Source organism: Algoriphagus sp., assembly GCF_030694375.1.
Classification (GTDB): domain Bacteria; phylum Bacteroidota; class Bacteroidia; order Cytophagales; family Cyclobacteriaceae; genus Algoriphagus.
Map to the genome: position 1 here is coordinate 220,978 of NZ_JAUXYL010000038.1, position 14,962 is coordinate 235,939.

The 14,962-nt window shown below is 41.9% G+C and carries 11 protein-coding genes; 8 read left to right on the forward strand and 3 right to left on the reverse strand.

Translation table 11 applies throughout. From position 1 onward, the window contains the following. Nucleotides 1-37: 37 nt before the first annotated feature. The 3 genes from Q8M62_RS12720 to Q8M62_RS12730 all read left to right on the forward strand — a co-directional run bounded on the left by Q8M62_RS12720 (nt 38) and on the right by Q8M62_RS12730 (nt 2,914). Nucleotides 38-523: a peptide deformylase gene (locus Q8M62_RS12720; RefSeq protein WP_304902233.1), complete on the forward strand. Its 486-nt coding sequence runs from the start codon at nt 38-40 to the stop codon at nt 521-523. Between the two features lie 251 nt (nt 524-774). Continuing rightward, complete coding sequence (locus Q8M62_RS12725) at nt 775-1,719, forward strand: pyridoxal-phosphate dependent enzyme (protein ID WP_304902232.1); 945 nt, start codon at nt 775-777, stop codon at nt 1,717-1,719. A gap of 67 nt (nt 1,720-1,786) precedes the next feature. Next, complete coding sequence (locus Q8M62_RS12730; protein WP_304902231.1) at nt 1,787-2,914, forward strand: App1 family protein; 1,128 nt, start codon at nt 1,787-1,789, stop codon at nt 2,912-2,914. 677 nt (nt 2,915-3,591) lie between these two features. Here the strand turns inward: Q8M62_RS12730 and Q8M62_RS12735 are convergent. The 3 genes from Q8M62_RS12735 to Q8M62_RS12745 form a co-directional block, all read right to left on the reverse strand. Next, the gene (locus tag Q8M62_RS12735; protein ID WP_304902230.1) at nt 3,592-4,179 is read right to left on the reverse strand and encodes a hypothetical protein; all 588 of its coding nucleotides are present in this window, start codon (nt 4,177-4,179) and stop codon (nt 3,592-3,594) included. Next, on the reverse strand, nt 4,124-5,734 hold the full coding sequence (locus Q8M62_RS12740) for a hypothetical protein (RefSeq protein WP_304902229.1): 1,611 nt from the start codon (nt 5,732-5,734) through the stop codon (nt 4,124-4,126). The genes Q8M62_RS12735 and Q8M62_RS12740 overlap by 56 nt, the downstream gene beginning before the upstream one ends. A gap of 455 nt (nt 5,735-6,189) precedes the next feature. Beyond that, a complete protein-coding gene (locus Q8M62_RS12745; protein WP_304902228.1) occupies nt 6,190-6,729 on the reverse strand; it encodes a hypothetical protein in 540 nt (179 codons plus the stop codon). Nucleotides 6,730-6,979: 250 nt separating this feature from the next. Here Q8M62_RS12745 and gltX point away from each other — a divergent pair, with 250 nt between their 5' ends. The 5 genes from gltX (at nt 6,980) to Q8M62_RS12770 (ending at nt 14,909) form a co-directional block, all read left to right on the forward strand. Continuing rightward, complete coding sequence (gene gltX / locus Q8M62_RS12750) at nt 6,980-8,518, forward strand: glutamate--tRNA ligase (protein WP_304902227.1); 1,539 nt, start codon at nt 6,980-6,982, stop codon at nt 8,516-8,518. A 1-nt stretch (nt 8,519) separates the two neighbouring features. Next, nucleotides 8,520-8,708: a hypothetical protein gene (locus Q8M62_RS12755; protein ID WP_304902226.1), complete on the forward strand. Its 189-nt coding sequence runs from the start codon at nt 8,520-8,522 to the stop codon at nt 8,706-8,708. 86 nt (nt 8,709-8,794) lie between these two features. Continuing rightward, on the forward strand, nt 8,795-11,446 hold the full coding sequence (locus tag Q8M62_RS12760; protein ID WP_304902225.1) for a carboxypeptidase-like regulatory domain-containing protein: 2,652 nt from the start codon (nt 8,795-8,797) through the stop codon (nt 11,444-11,446). 29 nt (nt 11,447-11,475) lie between these two features. Then, on the forward strand, nt 11,476-14,226 hold the full coding sequence (locus Q8M62_RS12765; protein WP_304902224.1) for a TonB-dependent receptor: 2,751 nt from the start codon (nt 11,476-11,478) through the stop codon (nt 14,224-14,226). Nucleotides 14,227-14,258: 32 nt separating this feature from the next. Beyond that, on the forward strand, nt 14,259-14,909 hold the full coding sequence (locus Q8M62_RS12770) for a porin family protein (RefSeq protein WP_304902223.1): 651 nt from the start codon (nt 14,259-14,261) through the stop codon (nt 14,907-14,909). Nucleotides 14,910-14,962 lie beyond the last annotated feature (53 nt).

Genomic DNA, 14,962 nt, shown 5'->3' on the forward strand with positions numbered 1-14,962 from the left:
CCTATATAGGGTATGGATTGCTAACTAATTAGGTGAAATGAAAACCATCCACGATATCCTCAAACTCGGTGATCCGAGACTTTATGAACGATGCGAACCTGTACTTGAATCTGAATTACCACTGGTTCCGGATTGGACTCAGCAACTCCACGAAGCGATGGAGGATATCCGCAGGGTTTATCAATTTGGAAGAGGAATAGCCGCACCGCAGTTGGGCATCATGAAGCGGATGATTTACCTGAATCTTGATCGGCCTTATATCATTTTGAATCCGGAGTTGAAGGACTTGAGTGAAGGAAAATTCGAGTTGTGGGATGACTGCATGAGCTTTCCCAATCTTCTGGTCAAAGTGAAACGGCATCAAAGTTTGACGCTGGAATATCTGGACGAAAATTGGGAGAAGCAGAGTTGGACAGTGGATGGTGCAATTTCAGAATTGATTCAGCACGAATTTGATCACTTAGACGGGATTCTGTGTACGATGCGGGCGATTGATGAGAAATCTTTCCGGTGGAAGGAATAGGGGATATAAAGTGGAATTATAGGGTATAGCTTTTTTCAGTTTCCCGCAGACCTGACTGCCGTCAGGCAAGTTTTCCGCAGAAAAATCTACAGATTTCCACAGATTATTTCAATAAGTTTTTATAACTCCAATGGAATCTGCGTAAATCAGCGATTCAGATCTCCGCAAATCAGCGGGAGATATTATCTCGCGAAGCCTATCTCACAGAGTATATTTCGCAAAGCATATCTTCACTTTATTATCTTTGATTTATGAATTTTCCCACCCTCTCCGATATCCGTGCGGCGCATGACCGCATCCGGCCGTTTATCCATCGAACACCGATTCTTACTTCCACAGCCATCAATGAAATCGCCGGTTGTGAGATTTTTTTCAAATGCGAAAACTTCCAAAAAGTCGGTGCTTTCAAAGCACGTGGCGCAGCAAACGCCGTTATGAAACTTACCCCTGGACAGCGAGCAAAAGGAGTCGCAACACACTCCTCAGGAAACCATGCGGCCGCCTTGGCCCGCGCTGCGAGTGTGGCGGGGATTCCTTCTTACATCGTCATGCCTTCCAATGCACCCGAGATCAAAAAAAAAGCGGTCAAAGGCTACGGAGGCGAAATCATCGAATGCGAACCCAATCTCAAGGCACGGGAAACTACGCTCGAAGCGGTCGTGGAGCGAACTGGCGCTACCTTTATCCCTCCATACGATTTCATGGATGTGATCGAAGGACAAGGCACCTGCGCCTTGGAGCTGCTGGAGGATCAGCCTGATCTGGATATCGTGATGGCACCTGTTGGTGGTGGCGGACTGTTGGGCGGCACTGCTCTTACTGCACATTATCTAAATCCTACAATCAAGGTAATCGCCGGAGAACCAACGGGTGCAGATGATGCTTACCGATCATTTCATGCTGGAGAAATCATCCCCCAAACAGGTCCAAATACGATTGCTGATGGATTGCTGACTTCGCTGGGAAAACTGAACTTCGAGTTGATTCAACGATATGTGGATGACATTCTGCTCGCAACTGATCCTCAAACAATTGAAGCCATGCGACTGGTCTATGAACGGATGAAGATCGTGATTGAGCCTTCCTGCGCAGTTCCTTTGGCGGCTTTGCTGGCAAATAAGGATCGATTTGCAGGTAAAAAAGTTGGAATTATCCTTTCCGGTGGAAATGTGGATTTGGGGAAGTTGCCGTTTTAAATCCCATAAACAGGCTTCGATAAAGATTTAGCCTATTAATTGCTTAAAAATTCCAAATCTTTACCGCATGCCATCTTCCATCTTTTCAAGATTTCGAATTCTCCCAATCCTTTACTTCGCTAAGAGGCAAGTTTCCAGGCTCAAGCTATGGGTGTGGGTGAAAGTCGGGTTTGTGAAGAAAGTGCTGATCCAGCCTTATGCGGGCTATGGAAATGGAAAGGAGCTTTATCTGGCTGGCAGAGTTTTAGCAGACCGGGACATTCAGGCTTCTGCACTTGAGGATCGATTTTGGCGGAATTTCCGGAAAATGAGAAAACGCTTCCTCACAATCGTTTTTCCCGGAGTTGATCTGGAAGCGGATTTTCAAGGGAAAATCATCAAAGTCACCACAGATGAAGAAGGGTATTTTGAGATCGTACTACCGCTAAAAGATTTGGAAATCCTTCAAGGTTGGCAGCCCATCCGACTCCGACTGCTTCACGATTTGCTTGGGCGATCTACTGAGGTAAATGCCATTGGAGAAGTTTATTTCCCCGTTTCCAATCCCGATTATGGTATCATATCAGATATCGATGATACGATTTTGACGACTGGAGCGATGCGAATGTGGGAAATGCTGAAAGTAACGTTTACCCAAAATGCACACACACGGATTCCGTTTGCGGGCGTGTCGGAGTTTTATGACGCACTGCGAAAGGGACGTGACCAAATTCTGAGTAACCCGATTTTTTATGTATCAAGCAGTCCTTGGAACATTTATGATTTCCTGATGGAGTTTCTGGACGCGCATAAGATTCCCAAAGGGCCGTTGATGCTTCGGGATCTTGGCTTATCACGGGATCAGTTCATAGCAGGAAGTCATGAAGTTCACAAGCTGAAGCAGATCAATCATATTTTGGATGTGTTTCAGGAGTTGGCTTTTATCTTGATCGGTGACAGCGGTCAGAAGGATCCTCAGATTTACCTCGAAGTGGTGAAATCCCATCCCGGTAGGATCTTGGCGGTCTATATACGGGATGTTTCAGGTTCAGATCTATCTGATTTAATTGCAGAATTCCTGATTCAGGGAGTTGAGTTGATTTTGGTCAAAGACACCACAGCCGCTGCTGCCCATGCACTTTCCAAAGGTTGGATTTTGCCGAGTGACACGGAAAAAATCAAAGATCAGAAAGTAGAGGATGAGAGAGGGACTTAAAACTTTTTCTGCTTACCAACTTACACTTCGATGAGTACTAAATCAAGTTCGGTTATTTTTGAAAAACCTTACTATTCCCTTCATGAAGATAAATTAGAAAGTTTGAATCGGCGATAAAGTCAATCTTCATTTTCTCTGACTGAAAGTTGGTATTCTAGTCCATCAATTTTTCGTTTCAATTTCCCGAAATGCTTAGTGAGATTGCCCCCTTTTGGAGATTTCTTCAATTTCTCTTTAAGAATTCTTGAGGTGTCTTTGGAATTAGATTTGTCAATTATAACAGTCATAGCTTTCAAAAATACAAAAATTGAGCTATTGATCAACCGTATTTTTTAAAGAGGTTTACTCCGTTGGCAATGCTACCTCAAAGTAAAACCTCGGAAGGATTCCATGTTTGGATTTTAGCCTGATGGACAATACCTAATCCGCAGCCCATGCTTAGGCAAAAGGATGGATTTTGCAAAGTGACACTGAAAAAATCAAGGATCAGAAGGTGGAGGATGAGAGGGAAGGGGCTACCCCAATCTTTAAATGACCTTACTCAGAAGAAAAGTTCTCCAAGGTGGTTACAGTCACTCACGTAGACGGAACCTTTGTTAAGTCAGTTTAATTAGAAATCAAAATCCAACTTGAATTTTAAAGAGGCTGTCCTTACTTAAGAGACAGCCTCTTTAAAATTAATCTATAAATACTACATAACACTCAATAAAGCATTTCCACTCCCATCCCTTTTCTTTATCTTTTTTAAACAAAAATAAGAGCTCTGCATTCTCCGTTTTATCAAAAACAAAGGCATAATTATTGATTATTAAAGGCTCAGAAATTCTCCTTGTGGGGTAAAGGTGACCTAACTCATTTGTTTGCAATGAGTTTTTGCTCAGTTTAATGTTTGGAGGAAGTTGTGATTGTTCAATTTTCTTTATTGAAATAGTAGAAGTCATTAAAATCAATCTTTCATAAATTTTAGGGAAATGTGGATCTTCAAATGGACAAGAACTATAGTTGCCTTCAAATTCTGGTTTGATTAAATTTATCCATGATTTGTAATCAATGGTTTCATTAAATATAATGATTTCACTTTTCCCTTTGGAATACATTGCCTCAATAACTCTATATTGCTCATCAGATAATCTATTATTTTTTTCTTGTGATTTTGCAATATTAGTTAAACAGATGAAAAGCAAAACAAGTATTCCCTTAAATATAAAATTAGTCATTACAATTTTCTTTAATTCCTCTTGCCATATTATTTCCTGTTGCTTCATTTTCTAAGATTTGAAGAATTGTATTCCAATCTCCATTAGGAATCATAGGGACTACATCCGAAATTGGATTCGCTGTTCCGTTCTGCAATAAACCTCCGAATGCCATCTTATAATAATAATCAAGGCCTAATGTACCTGAAGTAGGCCCAGAATTTTTATCCCAATTATATAAAGATATTGCCATTCCAAATAAATATTGGCTCATCATTCCATGATTAGCATCAGGTGTGCTATTGTTATGTGCAATATAATAATTATTTAGCTCAATTCTAAATTCATAATTAGTTTTAGATAAATATATCATATAAGCATGCGCTGTTTCATGTATAATTGTTCTTGCTAAACTTAGTGAAGTTGCATTATTAGCATAGGAATTATCAATTTGAATAGTGATATTTCCTTGGGAATCAGGTATTTTTGTTTGAGCATTTGGTCTGATCCCTTGAGCATTAACTGGTAAATCGACATCTTCTATATAGTAATTAAATTTTCCTCCTTGTCTAAATAATTCTAACATCCACGGAAAGATATCTAAATTACTAATTCCTGTCATATCTGTTAGATTTGGAGCTCCCTTAGCTAATTTCTTAAATAAATCTGAGGTACAAGGATTATCTAGTCCATTTATAATAAAAAGACTAGGCGCAGGTGCTGGAGGAGGATTGTAATCACAAGTGCCACATCCTGACCCAGAAGGATCAAAACCATCCCCATTATAATAATAGGTGCCGTCAACGTATACTGTTCCTGTAGTTGGAAATTCTCCCATGGAACCCGTACAAACAACTTCTGTAATTATTTTTGAATGGTAAGTAGCACCTAAACCTAAAGGGTCATCCACTGTGCTTCCTGGTGATGGCGTCACCCAAGTTATTTCCCTTGTAATCTCTCTACAATCACTTAATGTCCTAAATTTAGAATTGGATGAAGCCCCATAAGAAATTGTTCTTTTTTCCCCATCAGGTAAAAACTCAAATGAAATCAAATGATGCTCATCATATGTAAATAAGTCAATCCTCCCTTCCCAGAATTCATTGATGGAGTTGTAATTTATATTTTGAAAATCAAAGTAATTATCTGGGTTATTTGGGAAATATCTTGCGATTAACGGATCAAATCGATTTTCTGTTGGATGCTTTACAAACATTATGTTTTGAAGCACATAGTTATTTGGATTTTTATTTGGGAAACTATCTATAATACTTACGGGGAAATACTTGGTCGCATTCTCCAAACTTACCTCAAATACTTCCCTTCCATCAGGAAAGTAATAGTGATGAAATTTATCCCAATCGGGCTCTTTCTCAAAAAAGGGCAGAATCAGCTCTTGGGATTCTGTGCGGAATTTCGATCCTTTATCAGGCAATCTTAATTTAGTTTTATTTTCCTCAAACCATGACCTGACTTTGGCAAGCTGACTGCTTTCTGTCAGCTTGATTTGGGGAGCTTCGGGTTCCTGCACGCAGGAAGTCACCAAGAGATTCATGGTAATCAAGAGACCTAAAAAACCTAAAAATCCAAATCTACTTAGATTTTTGTACTTGGGGGGGGGCAAAATTGTTTTTCATAAAATTTGTTATGTTTTGTTGATTAAAAATTTATCTAATAAATAAAGGATAATATTAAAAACAAAGATTGTACTTAAAATAATTTATAAATATCTATTTTTAGTTACAAAAAATTCATGAGATAAAATCCGGGTAACTCATTAGTTGCTCCGCCACCGTGAGTTTCTCACTCACGGAATTGATCGCATATTTTAAAAATGTTCTCTTTTCTTTGTTGGAAACATATTTATTCTTTGATCCTACAAAAAAGTAAATCTTTTTGGGTCTTTGAGTCAGATATCAAGACTCAATTGAAAAATGAATCACGTGAGTGGACACTCACGTAGGCGGCAAAGACTCTCAAGTAAGTTGATTTTTAAACGAATAGATACGCAGCTTTAGACAATTTTGATCAAAAAAAGCCCAAACCATTCGATTTGGGCCTATTATAATTTCACTGCAATTAGGAGAAAGCTATTAGTGACTCGTAAACCAATTCCCAAGAGTCTGACCGTTTTAAAAATACCTTTATCTTTAATTCGTTGTTTATCTCAAAGGTTTCTTGTTCCAGAATAATTCCATACAGCTCCTGGTTTGTTCCTTTTAACAGGATTGGATAAGAGTAGGAATAAATTGTCTTTTTAGGTACAAAGCCTTTGGTTTTGTTTAATTTATCTTTGCAGGTAAGGTAGTCTATATTGATTGTAAGAGAGCTGCTGGATTTTAATTTGTGTTCAATTCTCCTCCTATCTTTTTCGTCCAAAAGGCTGTCCAAATCAAAATTTCCAAGCCCTCCTACTGAATTTTTATTTTTAGTAGGTAAATCTGAATAGGAATTAAAGCCCGAATCTTCCCAAGAAAGAAACCGCTCATCTACCAGCGCATATTCATTTGTCTCACAGGCTAGATAGTTAATTAGATCGTATTCTTTCGAATACTCCTTCTTGGTTTTGGTAACTCCAATCAATAATAGACTAGCAAGGATTACTTTTAGCAAAATCATTGGCGAGATATTTTTTGCTTATACGAAGATTGAAGCAATCTAAATTTAATTAGGAAAGAAATAGTTGAAAATACTTTTAAAATCAGCAGATAAAATTTCAAATAGTTTCATTTAGGTGATGGATTTGCGTTTCCATCGTTTTACTTTCCTTTTTTTGATCTCCCTTTCCCCTACATTTCCCTATCTTTGCCCCCTGATTTTACCAAACCAAAGCCCGGATTTGCGGGTTTTTAGCTGAGAAGAATACATCATGAACAGAGAAGTTCGCGTACGATTTGCTCCATCTCCTACCGGAGCATTGCATATCGGTGGCGTGCGCACCGCCCTTTACAATTACCTTTTTGCCAAAAAAATGGGAGGAAAGTTTCTCCTCCGTATCGAAGATACCGATCAGAACCGCTTTGTCCCCGGTGCAGAGGATTACATCAAAGAATCCTTGGAATGGCTAGGGATCGCTCCTGAGGAAAGTCCCTGGAATCCCGGAGATTGTGGCCCATACCGTCAGTCAGAGCGGAAATCCATGTACATGCAGTATGCGCTGGATCTGGTAGATAAAGGCCATGCTTATTACGCATTCGATACTTCTGAAGAATTGGAAGCGATGCGTGAACGACTCACCGCTGCTCGTGTTGTGCAGCCGCAATACAACAGCATCACGCGAACTCAGATGAAAAACTCCCTCACGCTTTCTGAAGATGAGGTGAAATCACGTTTGGAGTCCGGTGACCCCTATGTTATCCGAATCAAAATCCCAAGGAATGAGGATGTCCGTCTGAATGACATGATTCGTGGTTGGGTGATGGTGAATTCCAGCACATTGGACGACAAGGTTCTGATGAAATCCGATGGGATGCCAACCTACCACTTGGCCAATATTGTGGATGATCATCTGATGAAGATTACTCACGTGATCCGCGGCGAAGAGTGGTTACCTTCTGCACCGCTTCACGTATTGTTATATAGATATTTTGGATGGGAAGACACCATGCCACAGTTTGCGCATTTGCCGCTCTTACTAAAGCCTGATGGAAATGGAAAACTTTCCAAACGGGATGGAGACAAGTTGGGATTCCCTGTTTTTCCACTGGATTGGACTGATCCTTTCTCCGGTGAAAAATCCTCAGGATTCCGTGAGCAGGGCTATCTTCCGGATGCTTTCCTGAACTTTCTCGCATTCCTTGGTTGGAATCCTGGTGACGAAAGAGAGCTTTTTACTTTAGAAGAATTGGTTGAAGCTTTCACTGTGGAGCGAATCGGTAAGTCTGGGACGAAATTTGACATCGCCAAAGCCAAGTGGTACAACGAGCAATATTTGAAAATCAAACCTACCTCTGAATTAGCTGCATTTTTGATAGCTGACGCGAAAAAGGATGGGGTAAATGTTCCTTCGGACAAAATCGATTCCATTGTTAACCTTGTGAAAGATCGGGTGACTTTCCCTGCTGAATTGTGGAAAGAGAGTAGATTTATCGTTGTAGCCCCAGACAGTTTTGATGAAGAGATCGCTTCAAAAAAGTGGAATGGGGATGCCGTAAAAGTCCTTGGTGCATATGCCGTTGCATTGGATAGCTATAGTGGCGAATTTGATGCTGTTTCTGCCAAGTCTTTGTTAGAAAGCACGGCAGAAGCGGAAGGAATTAAACTTGGAAAAGTGATGCAGGCGGTTCGGCTGGCAGTTACCGGTTCTGGGGCAGGCCCCGATTTGATGGTGGTTTTTGCTATCTTGGGGAGTACCGAAGTGGCCAAAAGAATCCGGTTTGCGTTAAGCACATTGACAGTTGTAGCATAAGATGGCAAAGAAAAAGAAAAAAGAAGAAGAGCCTCGAGTTCATGATGAACTGAAGGGCTTCAAAATGGAAATCAATTCCTTCGGAGAAATTTCCTCCAGTTTTCCAATTGACAAGATCAATGAGTTTCTCAACAAAAATGTAGAGGATAAGAAACTGAAGGATAGAGATGATTTGAAAAAAGAGGAATAATATTCCGAATGTTAAAAAATAAAACTAAGAGCTCCAGATTGGAGCTTTTTTTATATACTTGAAGAAGTATTTTATAAAATTCAGCGATGTTGAAGTCAAGACTCTTTTTTACCCTGCTTATCCTTTTTAATATTAACTGCCTGCTTGCTCAGAATTCCCGAATAGCGGGAAAAATTACGGATGAAATCACAGGGCAGCCCTTGCAGGATGTGCATATTTTTATTCCAAATACCACCTTTCAGGCCTTTTCCGATTCATTGGGAGGCTTTCTGATTTCCAACGTTCCTGAAGGAAAATGGGAAGTACAGGTTTGGGGCCATGGATGGGAAACGCATCGGGAGGAGCTGGTGCTGAAAGCTGGCATTCTAAAAAATATGGCTATCAAGCTTGGGCAAAATAGCGGTTTGGATCCTGTTGCTGAGACACTTTCCAAAGGGCAACTGACCAAAGTGATAGATCAGTTGATGCAGATTTTTGTTGGGGCTGATTTCAAGAAGCAGGAGGTAGCAGTGCTGAATCCAGATAAGTTTATTTTCGAAAAACTTCAGGATAAGAACTTTCGGGTGCACTCCATCGGGCCAATTTTTTTCTCCAATAATGAAAGCGGCTATTTGGTCTCTACCTACTTCAAACCATTTGTATTGGCGCCGGGGGCTCGGGTGGAGGCCACCTACAGCTATTTTGAACTGCCGAGCAATGATTCCGAATTGGCGGTTCGCAGAAAGGTTCGAATGAGAATCTATGAGGATTCCCCTCAAAAATTCCTTTCCCAGTTGATGACAGGATCACTGGAATCCTTTGAATTTGATCCTAAACCTGAAGTTTCTTTTGCCGAATATCCGGGAGATTACCTGCTCAGTTTTTCCAAGCCTTTGGCAGTCAGTCTTAGTGGGGGGAGAAAAGGCAGCCTTGATTTTAAGGGCGAAAAATTACCCGTTAAGTTCAACGGTGCTCCTGTTTCTTCCGGGAACTTGGATCTAGGAGGGTCATTTTTGGATTTGAATCCGATTTTTGGACTTCCTGCAAATTTCAACGCAGATAAACTGATCAAACTTGCCAATCTGGAACGGACTGCAGAGACCATGGAGGAGCGGATATTTGTCCACACAGATCGAAAGCATTATTGGCCGGGGGAAAACCTGTTTTTCAAAGCCTATTTCAATTATGGGAATCCAATAATGGCTGAAGATCTGAGCAAGGTCCTACATGTCGAGCTTTTGGACAGTACAGGGTATCTGTGGTTGCATCGTGTTTTCGAAGTGAAAAATGGAGTTGCTTCAGGTCACCTGGTACTTCCTGACCTGCAGGAATCGGGAAATTTCATCTTAAGAGCCTATACCGCTTGGGGGCAAAATTATCAGGCGGCTGACTTTTACCTGCCTATTCAGATTTTAGGCCATCAGTTTCAACCTGCAAATTCCATTATTCAGGAAGGAGGATTTGGTGTGGGTGTATTTTCGGACAAGCTGGAATATAAGGGGGGCGAAAAGGTTAAGCTAAATATCATGGCTCTCAATTCTGTCGGAAATCCCATCAATGCCAATCTTTCTGTTTCAGTATTGGACTTGAATCAAGCAGTGTTTATTCCGGAGACAAAAACTATGGAGGAGAGTTTTATCCCAAAATCCGCAGTCACTACTTTGGATAAATTCCCCGCCAATCCTGAAAAGGGGTTTTCCTTGAAAGGGCAATTGATGGATCGTGGAGGGAATGCAGTCGATGGAAGTTTGAAAGCTTTTATCAATGGCTACACGGACATAAGATCTCTCCGATCAGATAAATCGGGAAACTTTGAACTGCCCTCTTCAAATTTTGAAGAGTCCTTCGAAATCGCACTTCAGGCAACGGACAGAGAAGCACGACCTGTTCGAGATATCAGTCTTGGAATTAAAAATTATCCTGCACGGAAATTACCCGACACATTGAATTACCCACCGGTGGTCCCCCGCGGGATTCTGCCTTCTCCTGATATTCAAGTCCTACAAGGGTTGGTTGCCGGGGAGATTTTGTTGGAAGAAGCAATAATAGAAGACAAGCGGGAACTGTCCATCGGTCCGATGATCTATGGCAGACCTGACAAAGTGGTTAAGACAGAGGACCTTTTTCTGAATGGGACTTCGATCCAGTTTTTATATGCCTTGGCTGGACAGGTGCCGGGGATGACAGTTTATGGCACACCCCCTGCGATCCGTTTTAGAGGTGGCGAACCTTTGGTTTTAATCAATGGCGCTCCTGTCAATTCGGCCGGAGGAGGCACATTTGGTAACACGGGTGGGGGACAGACTGCTTTTGATGTGATCAGTACTCTGGATGTGTTCTCTATCGAACGAGTGGAGGTCATTCGAAGGCTGGTCCCCCAATACGGAGATCAGGGGCGCAATGGAATCATTTCCATTATTCTCAAAACAGGTCTGGACCGTGCAAAGTCTATCGAAGCAGCTATGAATAACTACACCCTTTTCGAATTTAAGGGATACCCCAAAGCACAATCCTTTGAAGAAGTTGAAAAAAACCGGTTGGAATTCCCTTTTCTGTTTGGGTTTAAGCCGACTTTATACTGGAATGCCGCCTTGCTGGCTCAGGAATCCCGTATGTCTCAGCAGGTAGAATTTAGTCTCAACGAAAAAGCAGGTCCCATTTTAGTTGAGATTCGGGGAATAAGTGATCTTGGAGAACCGATCTACGGAACATTTTTACTCAATGCCGGTAAGCTGGAAAATGACTCAAAAAGTGATTAATTGCATCTTCTAAACCAACGAATGCTGTGATGAACAAGAACGTATTTTTAACGCTGTTCCTCTTTTTGGGCATTGCCCATTTTATTTTTGGCCAAACAGGAACGCTGTCTGGTGTGGTCAAAGACGCTGAAACAGGCGAGACACTGCCTTTCTGCAATGTTTTCATCAACAACACGACCATTTCCACTGTCACCGATATGGATGGAAAATTCATCCTTTCCAACCTGGAGGCCGGTCCTTTGGAAGTAGGGTTTTCCTTTATGGGATATGTGGCAGAGACACGAAAAGTCACCTTGAATCCAGGCGGAAATCTGACGGTGAATCTGTCGATGAAGCCATTTGCGACCGAGCTGAGTGATGTGGAGATTAAGGCATCCCGGGACAAAAACTGGGAACGGGACTTGCGTAAATTTCAAAACCTCTTTATTGGCATTGATGATGCCGCAAGCAAAACAAAGATCCTGAATCCATGGGTGATTGATTTTCCTGTTGGAGCGGATAAAGGTGCCTTTGTGGCGAAAGCTGACCTTCCGATTGAAATCGAAAATCAATATTTAGGATACAAAATCACCTTTAACCTGAGTGAATTTTTTGACTCACCGACTAACTATCGAATTGTGGGTGCGGCGAGATTTGAGGAAATGAGCCCGGAGTCAGAAATACAAAAATCAACTTGGATAAAGAATCGTGCAGAAATCTACCGCAAGTCTCCCATGAATATGTTCCGGTCGATACTCAATGGGACTCAGGAGCGCGAAGGGTTTTTCCTCTATGGAGACAAGGCAGGAGGATCTGCCAGCAGAAATATGCGAAGCGATATTTTTGCCAATGAGTTGGGCAATTCGGTGGTGGTATATAAAGCTGATCCATTGGTTACTCCAACAAGTCCACCGGGACATTATTTCATCAATTTGAAGGGCAGGATTGAGATCCACTATCAGAAGGGCTTTGCTCAGGCAAACACCTACAAAGACGCGCCCTATCCGATTTCATGGCTTGAAGTAAATGGCGGAAAAGTCAAGGTAAAGGAAAATGGCATGGTAATAAATCCTCAGGATTTGGTTTTCTCAGGGGATATGGACCGCAAGCGAATTTCCAATTTGCTTCCTTTGGACTACAATGCCGAAAAGGCGATTCAGCTTCAGGATTTGGCCAAAACAGCTAAAAACTATCAGGAGAAAGTCTATCTCCATACCGACAAGCCGTACTATTATGCAGGGGATCAGGTTTTTTTCAAGGGGTATTTTGCCTACGGCAATTCCTACTTGCGTGATGAACTCAGCAAGGTACTCCATGTAGAATTGGTCAGTGGGGAGCGGGATATGGTCATTGAGAAAAAATTTCAAATCAGAGACGGAATTGTAGTCGGAGATTTCTACTTGCCGGATTCATTATCGGGTGAAAAATATTTTCTCCGTGCTTATACTAACTGGATGCGAAATTATGGTCCCAATCAGTATTTTCTCCAGCCTTTGAGCATTCTCGATCCTTACAAGCGAATCGCCCCCGAGGAAACCTTTACCAATTGGAAAAATCAGGGGGCAGCAATTCAGGCCGATAAAACTCAATTTGGTACCAGAGAGAAAGTCACTGTAACGCTGAAAGTAGCCAATGATAAAGGTCAGTCGATTCCCGCCACACTTTCTGTTGGAGTTTGGGATGCCCGACAGCTCGTTCCTGTCAAAAGAACTTTAGAAATGGCAAATGCTCTAAATCTCCAGGGAGTGTCCGAGAATTTGGGTTTGGATCGGTTTTCCTACCCGATCGAAAAAAGTCTGAAACTTTCGGGTACTGTGACAGATGAGAAAGGTAAAGGGGCAGCTGCTCAGGTTACCGCTTTTGTCAATGATTTTCAGGGGATGATCGATCTGGAGTCCGGGAGTAACGGGACGTTTGTATTGGAGGATATGGAATATTTTGGTCCGATGAAGTTGGCTTTTTCTGCTATGGATAAAAAGGGCAAGCCGTTGAAAGTAGACCTTAACACTCCTTTAAAGGCACCGGTAGCACTCCCTGCGGAGGCTTATTTTCCAAAATTAATCACCCTTGCCAAACCTATTAGAATCTCTGAAGTGGAGGAAGAACTGCCTGCGGCAAAGCAAACGAACTCCAACTCAAAACCAGCCATTTACGGTAATCCGGATTTCGTGGTGACCGGTGAAGAGCTCACCAAAACCGGAAATACTACAGATTTGGTGAACAGTCTGGCGGGGAATGTTCCAAGTATGCGGGTCACATTGGTCGGCGCTACAGGGCAGCAACAAATTCGAATCAGGGGAGGAGCAGTGTCCGCAGGCGGAAGTATGGAACCTCTGGTCATGGTCAATGGGGCCATCATGGGGGCATCCGGGGCATCCAATGCCGCTGATAATTTAAGAAGTATCAATCCTTTTGATATCGATCGGGTAGAGGTGGTGACACGGATGGCTCCAATGCTCGGCGATCAGGGAAGAAACGGGATTATTGCTGTTTACCTCAAAGACAATCTGGATATGGGATTGGATGGTTTGGCCGGACCTGGCATCAAGGAATTTTTGGTGGAGGGTTTCCAGCCTACAGGGACATTTATTCCTGTGGATTATGCCCAGATTACCGAGCCTGTTGAAAAAGACGATCGTCAGACTCTTTATTGGAATCCCTATTTGATAGCGGATGATATAGGGACTGTGACATTTTCTTTTTACACCAATGATTCGGATGGCCCTGTAGTTGTAGAAGTTCGAGGTCTGGGAATTGATGGAGAACTTATTGTGGGGACGTTTATCCTGAATCAGAAATAAAGTAAGTCCTTCGAATTCTCTTAATTTTAAGCATGCATAAAATCCTGATTTGCCTTTTCCTATTTATCCTCCCTCTAGGAGCAATGGCTCAGCTCAGTGTGGGGATCAGAGGAGGATATGCGACTTCTACTTACAGTTACCAAGCTTCTGCTGCAACAAGAAGTCGATCAGTAGATGGGATAGGTTCTCCGACTTTTTCTTTTGTTGTGGAATATTTCAATTCTAAAAATGCCGGAATAGAACTTAACCTTCAGCAGCTGACCCTGGGCTTTCGCCAATTTAATGGAGATGAAAAGCTGAATCAGACTGAGTTGACTTACCTCAAAGTTCCGCTATTGGCAAGTTTTTTTGCCGGCCGATCGGGGCGATTTCAGATCAAAGTTGGCCCGCATGTAGGCTATTTACTCCAAGCAAAAGACATCACCCGTGAATTTGAAGGAGAAACCCCGCGAGAGTTGCCAACCTATGGAGGTGCGGGAGATGTACCAAACAAATTGATGTACGGACTTACAGCGGGGGCAGGTATTTCAAAACTGTTTGGGAAAAGTACCCTCTCTGCTGAAGTCAGGTTTGGATATGATTTCACAAATCCAGAATCGCAGGGCAGAATTTTTGATATGAGTTCAACTAATCTGGAATTTACCTTAGCGTATCTTTTTAGAATAAAAGAAAGGAAGTTTTAAACTTCAGGCTACTTGACCTTGTATGCTTACAGGGACTACTTAACTTTGACTCA

Coding starts and splice junctions, on each gene's coding strand:
- Q8M62_RS12770 (WP_304902223.1), top strand. CDS start 14,259: ATGCATAAAATCCTGATTTGCCTTTTCCTATTTATCCTCCCTCTAGGA.
- Q8M62_RS12755 (WP_304902226.1), top strand. CDS start 8,520: ATGGCAAAGAAAAAGAAAAAAGAAGAAGAGCCTCGAGTTCATGATGAA.
- Q8M62_RS12735 (WP_304902230.1), bottom strand. CDS start 4,179: ATGAAGCAACAGGAAATAATATGGCAAGAGGAATTAAAGAAAATTGTA.
- gltX (WP_304902227.1), top strand. CDS start 6,980: ATGAACAGAGAAGTTCGCGTACGATTTGCTCCATCTCCTACCGGAGCA.
- Q8M62_RS12765 (WP_304902224.1), top strand. CDS start 11,476: ATGAACAAGAACGTATTTTTAACGCTGTTCCTCTTTTTGGGCATTGCC.
- Q8M62_RS12725 (WP_304902232.1), top strand. CDS start 775: ATGAATTTTCCCACCCTCTCCGATATCCGTGCGGCGCATGACCGCATC.
- Q8M62_RS12760 (WP_304902225.1), top strand. CDS start 8,795: ATGTTGAAGTCAAGACTCTTTTTTACCCTGCTTATCCTTTTTAATATT.
- Q8M62_RS12745 (WP_304902228.1), bottom strand. CDS start 6,729: ATGATTTTGCTAAAAGTAATCCTTGCTAGTCTATTATTGATTGGAGTT.
- Q8M62_RS12720 (WP_304902233.1), top strand. CDS start 38: ATGAAAACCATCCACGATATCCTCAAACTCGGTGATCCGAGACTTTAT.
- Q8M62_RS12730 (WP_304902231.1), top strand. CDS start 1,787: ATGCCATCTTCCATCTTTTCAAGATTTCGAATTCTCCCAATCCTTTAC.